Annotated in this window: 15 protein-coding genes and 1 tRNA gene; 14 read left to right on the top strand and 2 right to left on the bottom strand. The window is 33.2% G+C overall.

Going from position 1 to position 19,713, the window contains the following annotated elements; translation table 11 throughout:
• Window positions 1-3: 3 nt before the first annotated feature.
• On the top strand, window positions 4-1,014 hold the full coding sequence (locus JM82_RS14915) for a LacI family DNA-binding transcriptional regulator (RefSeq protein ID WP_145005831.1): 1,011 nt from the start codon (window positions 4-6) through the stop codon (window positions 1,012-1,014).
• A gap of 94 nt (window positions 1,015-1,108) precedes the next feature.
• Here the strand turns inward: JM82_RS14915 and JM82_RS14910 are convergent.
• A tRNA-Leu gene (locus JM82_RS14910) sits at window positions 1,109-1,188 on the bottom strand.
• Window positions 1,189-1,332: 144 nt separating this feature from the next.
• On the opposite strand from JM82_RS14910, the gene JM82_RS14905 reads away from it, so the two are divergent.
• The 3 genes from JM82_RS14905 to pth all read left to right on the top strand — a co-directional run bounded on the left by JM82_RS14905 (window position 1,333) and on the right by pth (window position 3,675).
• Window positions 1,333-2,274 (top strand): ribose-phosphate pyrophosphokinase, encoded by a 942-nt coding sequence (locus tag JM82_RS14905; RefSeq protein WP_145005828.1) that lies wholly within the window; start codon window positions 1,333-1,335, stop codon window positions 2,272-2,274.
• Window positions 2,275-2,326: 52 nt separating this feature from the next.
• The gene (locus JM82_RS14900; RefSeq protein ID WP_145005825.1) at window positions 2,327-2,962 is read left to right on the top strand and encodes a 50S ribosomal protein L25/general stress protein Ctc; all 636 of its coding nucleotides are present in this window, start codon (window positions 2,327-2,329) and stop codon (window positions 2,960-2,962) included.
• Window positions 2,963-3,039: 77 nt separating this feature from the next.
• Window positions 3,040-3,675, top strand: a complete 636-nt coding sequence (gene pth, locus JM82_RS14895; RefSeq protein ID WP_145005822.1) for an aminoacyl-tRNA hydrolase — start codon at window positions 3,040-3,042, stop codon at window positions 3,673-3,675.
• Between the two features lie 53 nt (window positions 3,676-3,728).
• On the opposite strand, the gene JM82_RS14890 is transcribed toward pth, so the two are convergent.
• Window positions 3,729-6,755: a zinc-dependent metalloprotease gene (locus JM82_RS14890; protein ID WP_145005819.1), complete on the bottom strand. Its 3,027-nt coding sequence runs from the start codon at window positions 6,753-6,755 to the stop codon at window positions 3,729-3,731.
• Window positions 6,756-6,900: 145 nt separating this feature from the next.
• On the opposite strand from JM82_RS14890, the gene JM82_RS14885 reads away from it, so the two are divergent.
• The 10 genes from JM82_RS14885 (at window position 6,901) to JM82_RS14840 (ending at window position 19,702) form a co-directional block, all read left to right on the top strand.
• Window positions 6,901-9,639, top strand: coding sequence for a M43 family zinc metalloprotease (locus JM82_RS14885; RefSeq protein WP_145005816.1), 2,739 nt, complete (start codon window positions 6,901-6,903; stop codon window positions 9,637-9,639).
• A gap of 81 nt (window positions 9,640-9,720) precedes the next feature.
• On the top strand, window positions 9,721-10,635 hold the full coding sequence (locus JM82_RS14880) for a bifunctional riboflavin kinase/FAD synthetase (RefSeq protein ID WP_145005813.1): 915 nt from the start codon (window positions 9,721-9,723) through the stop codon (window positions 10,633-10,635).
• Complete coding sequence (locus tag JM82_RS14875; protein ID WP_145005810.1) at window positions 10,625-11,944, top strand: HTTM domain-containing protein; 1,320 nt, start codon at window positions 10,625-10,627, stop codon at window positions 11,942-11,944. The genes JM82_RS14880 and JM82_RS14875 overlap by 11 nt, the downstream gene beginning before the upstream one ends.
• A gap of 121 nt (window positions 11,945-12,065) precedes the next feature.
• On the top strand, window positions 12,066-13,343 hold the full coding sequence (serS, locus tag JM82_RS14870; RefSeq protein WP_145005807.1) for a serine--tRNA ligase: 1,278 nt from the start codon (window positions 12,066-12,068) through the stop codon (window positions 13,341-13,343).
• A gap of 433 nt (window positions 13,344-13,776) precedes the next feature.
• Window positions 13,777-15,561 carry a tetratricopeptide repeat protein gene (locus tag JM82_RS14865; protein WP_145005804.1) on the top strand — a complete coding sequence of 595 codons (1,785 nt, stop codon included), beginning with the start codon at window positions 13,777-13,779 and terminating at the stop codon, window positions 15,559-15,561.
• Between the two features lie 4 nt (window positions 15,562-15,565).
• Window positions 15,566-16,078: a GNAT family N-acetyltransferase gene (locus JM82_RS14860; RefSeq protein ID WP_145005801.1), complete on the top strand. Its 513-nt coding sequence runs from the start codon at window positions 15,566-15,568 to the stop codon at window positions 16,076-16,078.
• A 3-nt stretch (window positions 16,079-16,081) separates the two neighbouring features.
• Window positions 16,082-16,405: a DUF4286 family protein gene (locus tag JM82_RS14855; protein WP_145005798.1), complete on the top strand. Its 324-nt coding sequence runs from the start codon at window positions 16,082-16,084 to the stop codon at window positions 16,403-16,405.
• 30 nt (window positions 16,406-16,435) lie between these two features.
• Window positions 16,436-17,233, top strand: a complete 798-nt coding sequence (gene rsmA, locus JM82_RS14850; protein ID WP_145005795.1) for a 16S rRNA (adenine(1518)-N(6)/adenine(1519)-N(6))-dimethyltransferase RsmA — start codon at window positions 16,436-16,438, stop codon at window positions 17,231-17,233.
• A 4-nt stretch (window positions 17,234-17,237) separates the two neighbouring features.
• Window positions 17,238-18,611 (top strand): magnesium transporter, encoded by a 1,374-nt coding sequence (mgtE, locus tag JM82_RS14845; RefSeq protein WP_099568120.1) that lies wholly within the window; start codon window positions 17,238-17,240, stop codon window positions 18,609-18,611.
• Window positions 18,612-18,763: 152 nt separating this feature from the next.
• Window positions 18,764-19,702, top strand: a complete 939-nt coding sequence (locus tag JM82_RS14840; RefSeq protein WP_145005792.1) for a 2-hydroxyacid dehydrogenase — start codon at window positions 18,764-18,766, stop codon at window positions 19,700-19,702.
• Window positions 19,703-19,713 lie beyond the last annotated feature (11 nt).

Here is a 19,713-nt window from a genome sequence, read left to right as displayed (position 1 = left end):
ACTATGAAAAAAATTACTTTAAAAGATATAGCTAATCATTTTAGTGTTTCAATTTCGACAGTTTCAAAAGCTTTAAATGATAGCCCAGAGATTAGTAAATCTACTTCAGAAGACATAAAATCTTACGCTAAAGAAAAAAATTACACACCAAACTTTAATGCCTTAAGCTTAAAAAATCAACGCACTAAAACCATTGGGATTATCATTCCAAACATGCTTAACTATTACTTTGCACAAGTATTAAAAGGAATAGAAAAAACAGCTACAAAAAAAGGTTACAAAATAATTACTTGTATATCCAATGACTCGCTTAACAAAGAAATTGAAACGATAGAAATGTTATCCACAGGTGTTGTAGATGGTTTTATTTTATCTGTAGCTGAAGAAACAGAAACCGAAGCATCTTTTGATCATTTTAAATCTTGTATTGCTAAAGAAATTCCTTTAGTCATGTTTGATCGCGTTGTTGAAGACATAGATTGTGACAAAGTAATCACTAACGACTTTATGGCATCTGTAAACGCTGTAAATTACTTAAAAAATAAAGGCTGCAAAAAAATAGCTTTTGCTGGCGCAAATATGGACTTAAGCATAGGAAAACTAAGACACGAAGGCTATTTAGCTGGTTTAAAAAATAATAATTTAGAAAAAGACGACGACATTATAATAACAACTCATGAAATATATTACAAAAAACATGAAGCTGTCGTAAAACCATTATTTGAACATACTTTTGATGCACTTATTGCTTCTGACGAGTCAGTAGCAATTGCTGCAATGAAAATAGCCCATGAAAAAGGCATTAAAATACCTACAGAATTATCTGTTTTAGCGTTTTCTAACGGAATTTTAGCAAGACACTCCAATCCTAGATTAAGTACAATAAGTCAACATGGAGAGATTATTGGCGAAAGAGCAGCCACACTTTTAATCAATAAACTAGAAAAGAAAATAACAAATACAACCATTGAAACTATAGAAACTGATATTGTATTTAGAGACTCTTCAAAATAAGACTAAACAAAACAACAGGCTAACAACTAGCTAATTACAACCAATAAAAAAGCCTTTATAAAACTATTTTTTAGTATTATAAAGGCCTTAAACGTACTCAAGGTGGGAATCGAACCCACACTCCGAAGAATCGGATTTTGAATCCGACGCGTCTACCAATTCCGCCACTTGAGCAATTTGAGATGACAAAAATAAATATATTTTAGAAATATCCCTTAAAAATAGCGTCTAATATCTTTTAAAGCTCAAAAATTATACTAAATTTGCACCTCATTAAAAATCATGTAGCCTAAAAACCTACCAAACAACAGATTAACAATGCCAAACACAAAGCCAGAAGCTAAAATATTTTCCATTACGCAAAGTAAAGCGTTAGCAGAGAAAATCGCTCATGCTTACGGATCAGATTTAGGCAAAGTAATAACATCAACTTATAGTGATGGCGAGTTTCAACCATCATACGAGGAATCTATCAGAGGAACTCGTATTTTCATCATTGGATCAACAAATCCAAGCTCAGAAAACTTAATGGAAATGTTATTAATGATTGATGCAGCAAAACGTGCGTCTGCAAGACACATTACAGCTGTATTGCCTTACTTTGGTTGGGCAAGACAAGACCGTAAAGATAAACCTAGAGTACCTATTGCTGCTAAATTAGTAGCAAAAATGTTGGAAGCAGCAGGAGCTACTAGAATTATTACTATGGATTTGCACGCTGACCAAATACAAGGATTTTTTGAAAAACCTGTAGATCATTTGTTTGCTTCAACCATCTTTTTACCTTATTTAAAAGATTTAAAGCTAGACAATTTAACTATAGCTTCTCCAGATATGGGAGGATCAAAACGTGCTTATGCTTATTCAAAAGCATTACAAAGTGATGTGGTTATTTGCTACAAGCAACGTGCTAAAGCCAATGTAATTTCACACATGGAATTAATTGGAGATGTTACTGGTAAAAATGTAGTATTGGTAGATGACATGGTAGATACTGCTGGTACACTTACAAAAGCAGCAGATTTAATGATGGAACGTGGCGCATTAAGTGTAAGAGCTATTTGTACACATCCAATATTGTCAGGTAATGCTTACGAAAGAATAGAGAACTCTAAATTAGAAGAATTAATCGTTACAGACTCTATCCCATTAAAGCAAGAAAGTAAAAAAATAAAAGTTTTAAGCTGTGCTGATTTATTTGCCGAAGTCATGCAAAATGTACATTACAATAAATCAATTAGCTCAAAATTTTTAATGTAGTAACGTATAACTACATCAACAACGTATTTAATAATTAAACATAAATAATAAAATGAAGTCAATTACAATCAACGGATCTCAAAGAGAAAGCGTGGGCAAGAAAGCAACAAAAGCCTTACGTAATGCTGGTCAGGTTCCTTGCGTACTATACGGAGGAGACAAACCAGTTCATTTTTCAGCAGCTGAGTTAGCATTCTCTAAATTGGTATACACACCAAATGCGCACACAGTTGTAATCGAATTAGAAGGTGGAACAGTTTTTAATGCTATTTTACAAGACATTCAATTTCACCCTGTAACAGATAATATTTTACACGTAGATTTCTACCAAGTATTTGAAGACAAAGAAATTACAATGGATATTCCACTTAACTTTATTGGTAACCCAAGAGGTGTAAGAAATGGTGGTGTTTTACGTAAAAACAAACGTAGTTTACGTGTTAAGGCTTTACCAGGAAACTTACCTGATTTTATCGATGCAAATATCGAAGATCTTAAAATCGGTAACAAATTATACATTACTAAGTTAGAAAACGAAGCTTACACTTTTATGCACCCAGACAATACTGTTGTGTGTCTAGTAAGACGTTCTAGAGCTGCAGTAACTGTAGACGATGAAGATGAAGATGAAGATGCAGATGATGTACCAGCAACTGAAACAGATGATGTAGCTGCAGTAAAAGATTAAGTTTCTTTTAAAATTAAATACCAAAAAGCATCCTTTTAATTTAGGATGCTTTTTTTATTTTTACAAAAACAGACATTATGCTTAAATGGATTTTTAAACTGTTTACAAACAATAAATCCTCAAATTTTATTGAAGAATTAGATCCCATGAAAAAATTTTTAATCGTAGGCTTAGGTAATATTGGTGAAAAGTATGAGAATACACGCCATAATATAGGCTTTAAAATATTAGACTTTTTAGCTACAAAGGAGGACATTACATTTGAAACTCAAAAATTAGGAGATGTTGCAACCTTTAGATATAAAGGCCGAACATTTATTTTACTAAAACCAAGTACCTATATGAATTTAAGTGGTAAGTCTGTATTATATTGGTTAACTAAAGAAAAAATTCCTTTAGATAATTTACTTGTTATTACAGATGACTTAAACCTACCGTTTGGAAGTCTCAGGATTAAAACTAAAGGTAGTGATGGAGGACATAATGGACTAAAAGACATTCAAGAAAAATTAAACACCTCAAAATATAATCGTTTTAGATTTGGTATAAGCGATGCTTTTAGCAAAGGAAGACAGGTTGATTATGTATTAGGCGAATGGGAAGATGATGAAAACAAAAAACTTCCGGAACGCTATGAAAAAAGTGCAGAAATAGTAAAATCTTTTGGTACTGCTGGAATCAATAATACAATGAATAATTTTAATGGAAAATAAAAAAAGGAAGCTAAGTAGCTTCCTTTTTTTATTTATAAATATTGAGTAGTAAATTACTTTACAATTAACTTTTTAGTTGCAGTAGACTTTCCGTCTGTAATACTTAATAAATACAGTCCGGATTCTACATTATTTAATTTTATAGTTTGATTAAATTCAGTAGAATTTTGAAAAGACTCGTTAAAAACACGTCGTCCTCTAACATCATAAACAACAACATTAACATCACTAGACAAATTATTATTATTCATTTGGATAACAAACTCTCCATTATTAGGATTAGGATACACATTAAAACTACTAAAATCAGTAAATTCTGTAACAGATAAAGGTGCCATTACATTAATACGATAATCTTCCACCTCAGCATCATGACCATTTTCGCAAGAGTTTGAAGCAGATGCATACTTTGTAGTTACACGCATGGTTGTCGCTCCAATAAGTGCATCAGAAGGAACGGTAACCATTAGTCCAGAATTTCCTGAAGGTCCATTTGTTACATTAATAGCAGAGCCCAAGTCATAAGTTTCATTTGCTTCAAATAAACAATTTTGATTCCAATCTATCCAAACATTAGTTACACAAGTATAGTTACCATCTGTATTTTGGTGTGTTACTAATGGATAAGTAGAGCCTCTATTAACATCCGTTGTTTGAGTTGCAATAGTAGAGCCTGTATAATCACTATAACCAGAAGGTTTACCAGAAGTATTGTTTATATCTGCAAATTGAACTAAAGTCGTACTAGTTTGATAACTTGTATTAGCAACAGATGCACAGATACCATCAATAATAGTTAAAGGTAAATCCACTGCTTTAGTTTGTGTAGCAGACGTACCTGTAATAGTAATTGTATAGTCATCAGCTGCAGCGCTTAGTAAACCAGATACGCTTACTAAAGTTGTTCCATCAGTATTTAAACTTGAAGGTGTAAATATCACATTTGCACTTGGTAATGCTGGATTGATTGAATACGTGAAGTTAGTTGTCTCTGAAAAACCATTAACAGTAATCATATCTACATTATAATCCACCGCATCTATACTACAAGCAACTTGAGCTCCTGTAGCATTATTAAGCACAAAAGAAGGCGTATTACTTATTGAAAACACGCTAGACATAGCATAAAATATATTATCCGCAGCCTCAACCATTACTCTAGCATTATCCGTATCTGCAATTGCAGGTATAGTCACAACTTCTGTCCCATCATTAGCAGTACCAGATGCTAAAGTTATTGGGTAAGTTAAACCTCCATCTGTCGAAAATTTAATATTTACCGATTGGCAATTAATAACTGTTCCATCAGTATCTCCAACATTCCATATTAAAGTTTGATCACTTCCTGAACCCCAAGCTGGTGGAGTAACAACAGTAAATGGCTGCGAACCTACAACGTCAACCACCATTAAATCTGCATCAGTTTGTCCAATACCATTAGCAAAACCACTAGCATTATCCCTTACTATAAAGGAAAAATTCATGGTTCTTGCAACAGCAGGAGTCACTTCCCAAGTTGGTGTTAAATTACCAGCTACCACATCACTATAACTTGGCATATATCTATCTGGAGAATCTGTTGGCAATATAGATCTATACATTGGACCTGTAGTCCAATTTGGTTGTGGCGCTCCGTTTGTTGGTGCCTGAGACGGATCATTAGGACTCCAATTATACGTTAAACTTGCTAATCCATCAGGATCTGTTGCGGACCCTCTTAAAACAAAAGCTGTACTTGGTGGAATTGAATAATCAGAACCTGCATCTGCAACTGGAGGTTGATTAGTTAGTGCCATAGTCACACCACAATCACTAGTTCCTCCTGGTTGGATATTAGCAGATATATCTCTAATATTTACATAGTTAAAATGAGCATCACTATTAGATTGTACGTTAGTAGCACAAATACCAGCATAACCCATAATAGAACTACCAGAAGCTGGCTCTACTTCTGTCATACCATTTCCTGAACGACTGCAAGTATTCATACTATGCCATCCATCAAATTGATGGCCCATTTCATGCGCAACATAATCAATATCAAATGCGTCTCCTGTAGGATTTGGTCGTCCAGTATAACCTCTACCCTTTTGATTTCCAGTATAAGGTGGTGCACCATCAAGACACACGCAACCTAAACAACCTGCACTACCTCCTCCGGAGGTATTAAAATTATGTCCTATATCATACAAACTTTCATCATTTAATGTTGTAGAAATCACTTGTTGTGTTTTTGTATTAAACTCTCCTGTCCAAGGATCTGTCGCTGCGTTATAATAAATCAATTGGTCATTTTGATTAATAAACACCAGTGTTATAGCCAAATCTCTTTCATAAACTTCATTTACTCTATTAATAGTAATTGCCATTTGAGCCTGAATATTTTGCTTCTTCTGCGCATCTGTTCCTGTTCCAGCAAATAATGCTCCATACTCACCATTACAGGTTTGAGCTAATCGATAGGTTCTAAGTTGCATATCGTCGGTATCAGCTAAAGCTCTTGCTGTTTCATTAGTAAGCGACCTAAGCTCTATGTTTTCATCTGTCAAACACTCAAAACCTTGTAAATCTTGACCTAAAGCACTTCTTTGATACACAATATAAAAGTCATTAGTAATAGTGTAAGGATCGATAAATAATGACCCTCTTTTTCCTGACAATGACATTGTATGTAATCCAAATTGAGTTAAACTAAACCGCATTGTAGCTGTTGGATCATCAATACCTACAGCTTTATACGTTTTAATCATCGGGTTTTTTGCTGCTAATTCTGACTCCATAATTGGAGATTCAGAAACACTAAAGCGTTCTAACTTACCTGTAGCGTCAGGAAAGTAAGCTATAACATTAGACTTACCTATATTTTCACCTCTTAAAGGAGCGTCTTTAATTGCTAATCTAAATTTAGCAACGTTTAAGGAAAATACTTGATAATCATCTGGAAAAGAAGCACGTCTAACTTTTTCTAAATTAGAAGTTTTAGCTTCGGTAGATTTAATCCAATAGTCCTGTTGACCATAGGAAAATACAAATGAAAGCATCATAAGTATTTTAAATAAATTGAGTAATCTTGTTTTCATGACAGCTGGTTTTAGTTGAATTATTAGACTAAAATAATGAGAATTCTTAATAAAATGTGTAAAAAAATAATATTCCTTTTAAAATTTAACACCCTAATTAGCAATTTTTCCATAAATTTATCGGATTAAACTAAAAAACCCTTTGATGAAAAAAATTACACTTTATCTTTTTTCTATACTATTCACTTTAAGCTTAACAGCTCAAGAGGAAAAGAGAAATAACGGTCCAAAAAACGTAACCCCTGAAAATGCACGTAGTCTAGAGGACACGGGTTATGTAAAATGTTCAAGCACAGAATATGAAGCTTACTTAGCTCAACAATTTCCTGAAAGAGCTACAGATGGTCAATTTGAAGATTGGATGGCTACCAAAATTGAAGAAGCTAAACAACAACGCCTTGCAAATCCAGATAGCAGAAGTATGGTTGTTATTTCAATTCCTGTAGTAGTACACGTTGTTCACTCAGGACAAGCAATTGGTGTAGCACCAAATATTACTGACGCACAAGTAATTTCTCAAATTGATGCAATGAATGAAGATTTTAGAAAATTAACAGGTACACCTGGTGATGGAACTGGAGTTGATGTTGAGATAGAATTTTGTCTTGCTCAACAAGATGAAAATGGTAATCCAACTAATGGTATTAATCGTTTTGACTCTACTGCTTTAGGTACAACATGGTCTGGACCAGGAGGTAGTACAGATACAGTACTTAAACCTGCTACAATTTGGGATCCTACACAATACATGAACATGTGGTCTGTTCAATTTACTGATCAGACGCTTTTAGGTTATGCACAATTTCCTAATGCTTCAGGATTACAAGGTTTAAACGCAAATAATGGTGGTGCTAACTCGGATGGTGTTGTAGCTGCATATAGTACTTTTGGAGATATTGGTAGCAATGATGGTAGCTTTTTATTAAACGCACCTTATGATAGAGGTAGAACAATGACTCATGAAGTAGGTCACTACCTAGGTTTAAGACATATTTGGGGTGATGCTAACTGTGGAGATGATTTTTGTGCAGATACACCAACGCAACAAACATCTAGTGGTGGTAACTGTCCAGCAACGACAACTTGTGATGGTGTTGCTGATTTAACTACCAATTATATGGATTATTCAAACGATATCTGTATGAATAACTTTACTCAAAATCAAAAAGACAGAATGTTAATTGTAATGGCTAATTCGCCTCGTAGAATGGAATTAGCTAGCTCTAATGCATGTAACTCTTCAACAATTCCATTTATCAACACGTCTTCTGGAACACCTTCTCCTGGACAAATAGCTGAAGGTAGTGATTGTAATTTCCAAGATTATACAATTGATTTTACAATCTCTTTAGGTGGTACTGCTGCTTCAACTGTAACATTATCAAACAGTGGAACAGCTACAGAAAATGAAGATTTTATGTTAATGAATAACTCTGTAACATTTCCTGCTGGATCAACTACACCTAGTAATGCTGTTACTTTAAGAGTATTTAATGATAGCTTTGTTGAAGCTGATGAAACTATTGAATTAACCTTAAATTTAACAACTACAGGTGATGCTACGGTATCAACAGTACCTTACAATGTTACCATATTAAATGATGACGCTGTAGTTTCAAACACTGCAAATGTTACATATTTTAGTGATGACTTTGAAGATGAAGATATTTCTGATTGGACAACAACAGATGCCGATGGAGATGGTAATTCATTTGGAGATCAATTTACAGTAGGCGTTGTTTTAAGTCCTAGTTTAATGTCACGTTCATGGATTCAAGTACCATTAACTCCTGATAATTGGGCTGTAACTCCAGCAATAGATTTATCTGCTGCTTCTGGAACAGTTACAATGAGCTGGACTACTCAAGTGGCTGCAGCAAGTTGGGATGAAGAAAAATATAGCATCCATGTAGGTAACACAAACAATATTGCAACCTTAGTAAATTCTGCGACCTCAATGACAGAAATACTAGGTGATGTTGGAAATACAGGAGCAATTATATCTCATACGTTTGATATTTCGGCATTTGCTGGTCAATCAAATGTTTATATTGCTTTTAGACATTGGGATTGTACAGATCAAGACTTTTTAGCTATAGATAATGTTGCTGTGACATCAAACGTTAACACATTAGTACAAACAGATGTTAACACTACTACACCTGACCAGATCAACTTAACTGCTGCTGGTCAAGCTTACTCGACAGATGTTTCAACTGGAAATATCATGCTAGATATTGATAACACAGGAGGATTTGCTCATGGCTGTACAACAGTAGCTGTATCTAGAGATGCAACAACTGCTGGAGCTGGAGCTGTATCGTATGCTGGCGCAACTGATGCTGCTGGTTTTGTAACTGCTAAAACTTTTGATATCACAACCACAAATGCTAGTACGAGTAACGCATCTTCAATTAACTTCTACTTTACTGAAGCTGAAATAGCTGCTTGGGAAACTGCTACTGGAAATAACAGAAGTGCATTACAAGTTAAAAAAGAAGGTACTAACGAAGTTGTACCTGTTACAATTAGTGCGTTTGGTACTGACTTAATATTATCTGCATCATTTACTACAGGTATCGCAGATACTTATTACTTTGGATCACAATTAGCATTCTTATCGGTTAATAATTTTGAATTAGCTAGTACATTATCTATATACCCTAACCCATCTGTTGGTGTATTAACTATAAAAGCAGCTAATAACAATGATTTACCAAATGCTTACAAAGTATACAACATGCTTGGTCAGTTAATCACTGAAAACAACATTAACAACGCTCAAGATCTTACTATAGATACTACTCCATTTAGTAATGGAATGTATTTTATTAAAATATCTAAAGCTGGAAATGCTGTAACATTCCCTTTTATCAAGAAATAAAAAGATAAATACAATAATCTTAAAAGCCAATTGGATTTAATCCAATTGGCTTTTTTACTTTTGTAGTATAATATTAGAAAGTTGAAAACAAATCAAACACAAAACACTGTATTAACTATTGGTACATTTGATGGCGTTCATATTGGACATCAAAAAATAATCAAACAGTTAGTTGAGGTTGCAAATAATAAAGGACTTCAACCTTCTTTATTAACATTTTTCCCGCATCCAAGGATGGTACTTCAAAAAGACGCTAACATTAAGCTAATTAATACAATAAGTGAAAAAGAGTTATTATTAAAACGTTTTGGAATTACCAATTTGGTTGTAAAAAAATTCACCAAAGACTTTTCTAGATTAACCGCTGAGTCATTTGTGGAGGACATTTTAGTCGATCAATTAAAAGCAAAGCACGTAATTATAGGTTATGATCATCATTTTGGTCGTAACAGAAATGCTAACATCAATGACCTAAGACTATTTGGAGAGCAATTTAATTTTGATGTTGAAGAGATTTCTATGCAAGATATAGATGATGTTGCCATAAGTTCTACAAAAATCAGAGCTGCATTAAATGAAGGAGACATCAAAACAGCTAACACGTACTTAGGCTATAATTTTATGCTGACAGGAACAATTATTAAAGGCAAAGGCATTGGTAAAACAATAAGCTATCCTACTGCAAATCTTAAAATTGAAGAAACTTATAAACTTATTCCTAAACAAGGCGTTTACGTCGTTCAAGCCATAATAGATAACGTACTTGAATTTGGAATGATGAATATTGGCACAAATCCAACAGTAAGTGGTACTACCCAAAGTATCGAGATTCATTTTTTTAACTTAAATAAATCTTTATATAACAAAACCTTATCAATTGAGCTACTACACAGGCTAAGAGAAGAGCAAAAGTTTGAAAGCCTAGACTTACTAAAAAAACAATTAGAGATTGACAACCATAATGCATCAGAATTTTTAAAGTCGTATGATAAATAAATTTCTATTTAAACATATTGACAATAGCGCCTTAATAGTTTTCAGAATTATTTTTGGTCTGTTGTGTTTTCTAGAATCCGTAGGAGCCATTTTTACTGGATGGATTAAAACTACGTTAATAGAACCAAAATTTACGTTCAACTTTATTGGTTTTGATTTTTTACAGCCACTACCTGGTAATGGAATGTATGTATATTACTTGATAATGGGTTGTTTTGGACTGCTAATCATGGTTGGTTACAAATACAGATTAAGCATGATTGCATTTACTGTTATGTGGACAACTACATATTTAATGCAAAAATCATCGTACAACAACCACTATTACTTATTATGCTTACTAAGCGGAATTATGGTGTTTTTGCCTGCTAATAGATACGCATCAATTGACGCCAAACTCAATCCTGAAATAAAAAAAATAAGTATGCCTAGCTGGTGTAAATGGATTTTTGTAGTGCAATTATTAATATTATATACTTACGCATCCATTGCCAAAATGTATCCTGATTGGTTAGACCTAAGCGTCCCTAGACAGCTGTTAGAAAACAAAATTAACTATCCTATTATTGGACAACTATTACAAAATCAATACTTACCTTTTTTTGTAGCTTATGGAGGTATTTTATATGATGGATTAATAATTCCTTTATTGCTTTATAAACCAACCAGAAAACTAGCCTTTTACAGCTCTATAATATTCCATTTATTTAATTCTGTTGTATTTCAAGTAGGCATTTTCCCTTATTTAGCGTTGGCATTTAGCTTATTCTTTTTTGCTCCAGAATTAGTTAAAAAAATATTTCTTAAAAACAAGCCCTTATATAGGGACAACCAAGTTATTATCCCTAATTACAAACCAATCTTAATAGGAGCTACAACCATATATTTTATAATTCAAATCATTCTACCTTTACGTCATCATTTTATAAACGATAATGTTTTATGGACAGAAGAAGGTCATAGATTATCTTGGCGAATGATGCTTAGATCAAAATCTGGATACGCAACCTATAAAGTAGTCGATAAAAACACCAATCAAGAAACCTTAATAAATTTAAAGGATTATTTAACCAAAAAACAACAACGCTTGGTCACTACAAGACCTGACGTAATATGGCAATTTGCACAGCATTTAAAAAAGGACTATAAGTCAAAAGGTCAAGATATTGCTGTGTACGTAAGTGCAAAAGTAAGCGTTAATGGAAGACCTCATAAAACGTTAATTAATACTAAAACAGATTTAGCTAGTGTCAAGTGGCAACCCTTTAAGCACAGTGATTGGGTATTACCTTCGCAATTAGATAAATAATTTATTTTAAAGCAACCAAAATCTTACTACTTTTACAACATATAATTTGAAGTTACAAATTGTCACCTAGCACAACAATTATAGTGTGCCAAAGCATGAAGTAACACCCAAAACAAAACATATGTTACAAGTACCATTTATCAGAGAAAACAAAGATTTAGTTATCAATAGATTAGCAGTTAGAAACATAGATGCTTCTACATTGATTGAAGAGGTAATAAATTTAGATGAAGAGCGTCGTGCTTTACAAACTAAATTAGATGCAGTTTTAGCAGAATCCAATGCTATCTCTAAAGAAATTGGTATTTTATATAAATCCGGTCAAGCCGAAAAAGCAAATGCTTTAAAAGCTAAAACAGCAGATTTTAAAGACGAATCTAAAGAGTTAAACGACAAGCTCACTACTACAGCCGAAGCTTTAAATCAACTATTATACAAAATTCCAAACATTCCACACGCTTCTGTACCAAAAGGTAATAGCGAAGAGGATAACGAAGAAGTTTATGCCGAAGGTGAAATCCCTAAATTACATGATGGTGCTTTACCACATTGGGAACTAGCAAAAAAATATGACATCATAGATTTTGAATTAGGTACAAAAATAGCTGGAGCAGGTTTTCCAGTATACAAAGGTAAAGGCGCTAAGTTGCAACGTGCATTAATTGCCTATTTTTTAGATAAAAATACAGCAGCTGGCTATGAGGAAGTACAAGTACCACATCTTGTAAACGAAGCTTCAGCTTTAGCAACAGGACAGTTACCAGATAAAGATGGACAAATGTATCATGCTACCAATGTTAGTCCAAGCCTATACTTAATTCCTACAGGAGAAGTTCCGGCAACAAATATTTACAGAAACGATTTATTAGACGAAAAAGATTTACCAAAGTGCCTAACCACTTACACACCATGTTTTAGAGTTGAAGCAGGAAGTTATGGTGCACACGTGCGTGGATTAAACCGTTTACATCAATTTGATAAGGTTGAAATTTTACGTGTAGAGCATCCTGATAATTCTTACAAAGCATTAGACGGTATGGTTGACCACGTTAAAGCAATATTAAACGAACTTAATTTACCATTCAGAATCCTAAGGTTATGTGGTGGTGACACAGGGTTTACTTCTGCATTAACTTATGACTTCGAAGTCTTTTCTACAGCACAAGACCGTTGGTTAGAAATATCTAGCGTTTCTAATTTTGAAACGTTTCAAGCCAACCGCTTAAAACTTCGTTTTAAAAATAGCGAAGGTAAAAATGAGTTAGCACATACATTAAACGGAAGCTCTTTAGCACTACCTAGAGTTTTAGCAGGAATATTAGAAAACTACCAAACAGCAGACGGAATTAAGATTCCAGACGTATTAGTCCCTTATACAGGTTTTGAATATATTAATTAGTTTTGTGGGTTTTTTCTTATTTTTAAAATTAATTTAATCGATTAAACGTTAAAAAACACGTTGTTTCGTCGGTTTTAGTACGATTTGTTTTGTAGTTAACAAAAAATAAGTTTTCTTTGATACACCCTATACAACCTACTAATTATGAAAAACGTTGCAAGATTGCTGCTTTTCATGCTTCTTTTAGCTGTTATGGTGAAAGTTTTAAACAAAACTAACGACCAAAGCAAGGACAAAGAGACAATAGCACTAGTAAAACAATAAAAAGTAAAATTACATAGATAAACCCCAATCAAGTAATTGAATCTTATATTGAATATATATATGATTAATAGCACATTTATTAGATTGGCTAAATGCCTGAACTTAGTTCGGGCATTTTTTTTGCACATTAATTACATTTACTAGCTTTCGTATTTTTATATTTACAACAATGATAATTAAACGCTACATTTTAATAATACTCTTGATATTTTCTGTGACATTAAATGCACAGGAAGACTTAGTAGCACGCGAATATTTTACAAATGGTGAGTTTGAAAAAGCCTTAACCAGCTATAAAAAATTATACAACAAAAACACAAATAACACCAACTACTTATTGCAATTAGTAAAAGTAGAGCAACAATTAGAGCTATATAAAGATGCAGAAGCAAGACTACTGGAAGTACTTGATACCAATAAATATCCAGAATTATTAGTAGAACTAGGTTACAACTACAACCTACAAAACGACAGTATAAATGCTAATAAATATTATGATCAAGCAATTAAATCCTTAGACGAAAACACAAATAATGCCTATCGCGTTGGTAGGACTTTTGAAAATCTATCACTTTTAAACCAAGCCATAACTACATATAAAAAAGCTATGCAACTTAATCCTAGGTTAGAGTTTAATATGCAATTAGCACGTATTTATGGTGCACAAGGTGAAGTAGAAAAAATGTTTGAAAGCTATATAGATTTAGTAGAAACTAGCTACAGTTATTTAAACACCATTAAAAGAAGTATTAGCGAGTTTATTTCGGATGATGCCTCCAATCAAAATAATATATTTTTAAAAAAAATACTTTTAAAAAAAATTCAACAATCACAAGATTTAATCTGGAATGAGATGCTTAGTTGGTTATTCATTCAGCAAAAAGATTACAATAAAGCTTTTGCACAAGAAAAAGCAATTTACAAAAGACAAATGCAAAGCTTAGATCGTCTGGTTGAATTGGGTCTAATTGCAGAAAACCAAAAACAATACGAAGATGCCATAGCTGTATTTAATTTTATAATTCAAAATACTCAGGACATTGACACCAAACTTGTTGGCAACTTAAAAGTGCTATTAATTAAAACTAAAATAGCCACTGCTAACGACTATCCCAACATCCAGAAAGACTATGAAACGCTTTTTGAAACCTATGGTAAAACACCACAAACCTTAAATTTACAAATTAACTACGCGCACTTTTTAGCCTTTAATTTTAACCAGCAAGATCAAGCCATTTCAATATTAAAAAACGCATTAAAATTTAAAATTTCAGAATATGATTTAGCTCCAGTTAAATTAGAATTAGGTGACATTTTAATATTAAAAGAAAAATTTAACGAAGCCTTAATATACTACACCCAAATAGAACGCAACCTAAAAAACAGTACCATAGCACAAGAAGCAAGATTTAAGATTGCAAAAGCTAGTTATTATAAAGGCGATTTTAAATGGGCAGAATCACAGCTAAAAATATTAAAATCCTCAACCTCTCAATTAACCGCTAATGATGCATTAGATTTAAAATTACTAATTAGCGATAACAGAGCAGAAGACTCACTACAAGTAGCTTTAACTAAATATGCTAAAGCAGATTTATTAGCGTTTCAAAATAAAAATGACCAAGCCATTAGTATCCTAAATAGCGTTTTAACGGATCATAAAACAGAAGTTATTGTACCTCAAGCCTTACTAAAACAAGCAGCATTATTCGAAATTAAAAATGAATTTGAAAACGCAAAGTCAAATTACCAACGTATTATAACAGACTTTAAAGACAGTATTTTATTAGATAACGCACTATACAATTTAGCAGAACTATTAGTAAATCACTTAAATCAACCAGAAGAAGCTAAAAAATTATACGAACAATTATTATTCAATCATTCGGATAGCATATACGCAGTCGATGCTCGTAAAAAATTTAGAGCGCTTCGTGGTGACACCTTAAACTAACATTATGGTAGTAGCAGAAACAGAACGACTTATAATTACTAAGTTTACATTGGATGATGCTCAATTTTTTATAGATTTAGTTAACACTCCAAAATTTAAATTATTTATTGGTGACCGTAAAGTAAACACTATTGACCAAGCCAAAGCACGCATTAAAAAGGGCCATTTAAATGACTACAAAACGCATGGTTATGGGTTTTACAAATTGCATTTAAAAGCAGAAAACAACAAACCAATTGGCACAAACGGTTTAACAAAACGAGCAAATTTAGAATTACCTGACATTGGCTTTGCAATGTTACCAGAATATGAAGGTAAAGGCTATGGATTAGAATCGTCTTTAGCGATATTAGATTTAGCAAAAAACAGCTTTGATCTAAAAAAAATTGGAGCAATAACTAAACATAATAACGTTGCATCCATTAAATTAATAGAAAAATTAGGTTTTAACTTCATAAAAATGGTAAAACCCTTTGAGGACGACTCAGAACTTATGTTATTTGCAAAAAACTTATAGACCATGTACATATATAACGTCACAGTAAATATAGATGATAGTGCTCATGACGAGTGGTTAATCTGGATAAAACAACACATACCAACTGTGTTAGCAACTGGTAAGTTTGAAAAAGCAACACTTACAAAGGTTTTAGTAGATGAAGAAATGGGAGGACAAACCTACTCCATTCAATATAAATCGTATTCCAGAGAAGCTTTGGATGCCTATTATAAAGAAGACGCTGACAACCTTAGAAATGAAGGTCTTAAAAAATTTGCCGACAAAATGTTAGCTTTTAGAACAGAGCTTCAAATTGTGGACGAGTATTCGGTATCGTTTAAATAATTCAGCTTAAGCTGAAAAACAACCTATTTTATGGCACATCAAAAACATAACAACCATCAAGTTAAAGCTAAAAAATTTCTTGGTCAACACTTTTTAGAAGATGAAGGTATTGCTAAAGACATTGCAGACGCATTAACTTTAAATGGTTACAAAAACGTCTTAGAGATTGGACCAGGAATGGGTGTTTTAACCAAATACTTACTACAAAAACCTATCACAACTTACGTTATAGAAATAGATACAGAAAGTGTAGAATACCTACAAAACAACTATCTAAATTTAGCGCCAAGAATCATTGAAAAAGATTTTTTAAAATACGACTTAAGCCAAACTTTTAAGGACCAACCTTTTGCAATAATTGGTAACTTCCCTTATAATATTTCAACTCAAATTGTATTTAAAACATTAGAGCTTCGTGATCAAATCCCAGAATTTTCTGGTATGTTTCAAAAAGAAGTCGCACAACGTATTTGCTCCAAAGAAGGTAGCAAAGTTTACGGTATATTATCTGTACTTACTCAAGCATTTTATGATGCAGACTACTTGTTTACAGTGCCTCCAACGGTATTTAATCCACCACCTAAAGTAGATTCTGGCGTACTACGTTTAACACGTAAAGCAGATTATAGTTTACCATGTGACGAAAAACTATTTTTCAGAGTAGTAAAACAAGCTTTTCAGCAACGTCGCAAAACCATTCGTAACAGTTTAAAAACAATGGAATTGTCAGATAATTTAAAAGCAAACCCTATCTTTGACAAACGTCCAGAGCAACTTAGCGTTGCACAATTTTTAGAGTTAACTAGCCTAATCGAAAACGACAAATAATTATTTGGTGGAAGACAATCAAAACATACAATTTCAGCTTACAGACGCACTTATTGAGCAAGTAGAGTTACTTATCGAACAAAAAAACGATAAAGCACTTAAAACGCTTTTAGAAGAGTTTCACTATGCAGATATTGCCGAAATCTTAGATGAAGTAAATCTAGAAGAGGCTATGTATGTTATCAAGCTTCTAGATTCTGAAACCACATCTGATGTCCTAATGGAGTTAGATGAGGACAATCGTGAAAAGGTTTTAAAAAATCTGTCGGCTAAAGAAATTGCTGAAGAAATTGAAGAACTTGATACAGATGATGCTGCAGATATCATTGCAGAGCTTCCAGAAGAGCGTCAAGCAGAAGTAATATCGCAAATAGAAGACCAAGAGCACAAAGCCGAAATACAAGAATTATTAGCCTACGACGAGGATACAGCTGGTGGTTTAATGGCAAAAGAGCTTGTCAAGGTTTACGAAACTTGGACAGTAGCAGGCTGTTTACGTCGCATACGTGGACAAGCGCAACACGTTAGTCGCGTACACTCTATTTACGTTGTAAACAAACAAGAAAAACTGTTAGGTCGACTGTCACTAAAAGACTTATTAACAGCAAAAAGTGATCAAAAAATAGCAGAATTAGCCAACAGCAATGTGGACTATGTGTACGTGGAAGAAGATGTAGAAGAAGTCGCAAAAATCATGCAAAAGTATGACCTAGAAGCGATTCCTGTGGTTGATCAAAACAAAACACTATTAGGACGTATTACCATTGATGATATCGTTGATGTTATTCGTGAAGAAGCAGACAAAGATTATCAAATGGCAGCTGGTATATCGCAGGATGTAGAAGCAGATGATAGCATCCTTAAATTAACCAAAGCACGATTACCATGGTTACTAATTGGTATGTTTGGCGGACTTGGTGCAGCCAGCATCATCGAAGGATTTAATGGCTCCATGGGTGAGTTTATAATCCTACTAAGTTTTGTCCCATTAATACAAGCAACAGCAGGTAATGTTGGTGTACAATCCTCTGCAATTGTAGTTCAAGGATTAGCCAACAACAGTATAGATGGCAACATCATAAAACGTTTGTTTAAAGAGTCTATCTTAGGATTAGTAAACGGTTTAGCACTAGCCTTAGTCGCTATAGCAGTAACACATTTTGCATTTAAAACACCCTATATAATTTCAATAACCATAGCAATAGCCTTAGTTGCTGTAATTATAATGGCAGCATTAATTGGTACATTTATCCCAATATTTTTAGATAAAAGAGGCATAGATCCAGCAGTAGCAACAGGACCATTTATAACAACAAGTAACGACGTCTTTGGTATTTTACTTTACTTTATCATTGCAAAATCAATCTTAGGATTTTAAATAATTTGGGCGTTACCTAAAGGTCGTGTCATCCGTTATATCTTTTTTTTGCCATATATGGCAGCAAAAAAAAGGATGCCACTACTACCACTAACGCATAAAAACATTACTTTTATTAAAATTGTTTAACACATTTAGACAGTCTCTAATAAATGAAAATATTACACCTAGACGCCAATCATCCATTGCTAATCAATCAGCTTAACGATTTGGGCTTTACTAATCATGAAGATTACACATCACCTAAAGCAGATATTCAAAAAAAAATAAATCAATACGATGGTTTTATAATACGAAGCCGATTTAGTATTGACAAAACTTTTTTAGATGCAGCAACCAACCTAAAATTTATAGGACGTGTTGGTGCAGGTCTAGAAAACATAGATTGTGACTACGCACAAAGTAAAGGCATAGCTTTAATTGCTGCACCAGAAGGTAATCGCAATGCTGTAGGAGAGCATAGTTTAGCCATGCTATTAAGTCTATTTAACAAGCTTAATAAAGGCGACAAAGAAGTTAGAGAAGGCAAATGGTTACGCGAAGACAATCGTGGATTAGAATTAGATGGTAAGACCGTTGGCTTAATTGGTTACGGTAATATGGGAAAAGCCTTTGCAAAAAAACTACGTGGCTTTGACGTTAAGGTCTTGTGTTATGATCTAAAACCAAATGTAGCAGATACTAACGCTACACAAGTCACTTTATCACAATTACAAGATCAATCAGACGTATTAAGTTTACATACTCCAGAGACACCATCCACTATTAATATGGTTAATGCTAAGTTTATAAACGGTTTTAAAAAACCATTTTGGTTAATAAATACAGCAAGAGGAAAAAGTGTAGTAACATCAGATTTAGTTAACGCCTTAAAAACAGGACAAATATTAGGTGCAGGATTAGATGTTTTAGAATATGAAAAGTCATCCTTCGAAAACCTTTTTACCGATAATAAAATGCCAGAAGCCTTCAAATATTTAATTAATACAGACAATGTCATTTTATCACCACACGTAGCTGGATGGACCATTGAAAGTAAAGAAAAACTAGCACAAACAATAGTAGATAAAATTAAATCACAGTTTAGCTAGATACATAAAAA

The organism is Olleya sp. Hel_I_94 (assembly GCF_007827365.1).
In the GTDB taxonomy this organism is placed as follows: domain Bacteria; phylum Bacteroidota; class Bacteroidia; order Flavobacteriales; family Flavobacteriaceae; genus Olleya.
Note: the sequence above shows the minus strand (reverse complement) of the source record. Positions and strands in the feature narration are given on the sequence as shown.

Excerpts from the sequence above, each read along its gene's own strand:
- JM82_RS14915 (WP_145005831.1), top strand. The coding sequence starts at position 4 with ATGAAAAAAATTACTTTAAAAGATATAGCTAATCATTTTAGTGTTTCA.
- JM82_RS14900 (WP_145005825.1), top strand. The coding sequence starts at position 2,327 with ATGAAGTCAATTACAATCAACGGATCTCAAAGAGAAAGCGTGGGCAAG.
- JM82_RS14905 (WP_145005828.1), top strand. The coding sequence starts at position 1,333 with ATGCCAAACACAAAGCCAGAAGCTAAAATATTTTCCATTACGCAAAGT.
- JM82_RS14885 (WP_145005816.1), top strand. The coding sequence starts at position 6,901 with ATGAAAAAAATTACACTTTATCTTTTTTCTATACTATTCACTTTAAGC.
- serS (WP_145005807.1), top strand. The coding sequence starts at position 12,066 with ATGTTACAAGTACCATTTATCAGAGAAAACAAAGATTTAGTTATCAAT.
- JM82_RS14890 (WP_145005819.1), bottom strand. The coding sequence starts at position 6,755 with ATGAAAACAAGATTACTCAATTTATTTAAAATACTTATGATGCTTTCA.
- JM82_RS14865 (WP_145005804.1), top strand. The coding sequence starts at position 13,777 with ATGATAATTAAACGCTACATTTTAATAATACTCTTGATATTTTCTGTG.
- JM82_RS14875 (WP_145005810.1), top strand. The coding sequence starts at position 10,625 with ATGATAAATAAATTTCTATTTAAACATATTGACAATAGCGCCTTAATA.
- JM82_RS14860 (WP_145005801.1), top strand. The coding sequence starts at position 15,566 with ATGGTAGTAGCAGAAACAGAACGACTTATAATTACTAAGTTTACATTG.
- rsmA (WP_145005795.1), top strand. The coding sequence starts at position 16,436 with ATGGCACATCAAAAACATAACAACCATCAAGTTAAAGCTAAAAAATTT.
- JM82_RS14855 (WP_145005798.1), top strand. The coding sequence starts at position 16,082 with ATGTACATATATAACGTCACAGTAAATATAGATGATAGTGCTCATGAC.
- JM82_RS14840 (WP_145005792.1), top strand. The coding sequence starts at position 18,764 with ATGAAAATATTACACCTAGACGCCAATCATCCATTGCTAATCAATCAG.
- pth (WP_145005822.1), top strand. The coding sequence starts at position 3,040 with ATGCTTAAATGGATTTTTAAACTGTTTACAAACAATAAATCCTCAAAT.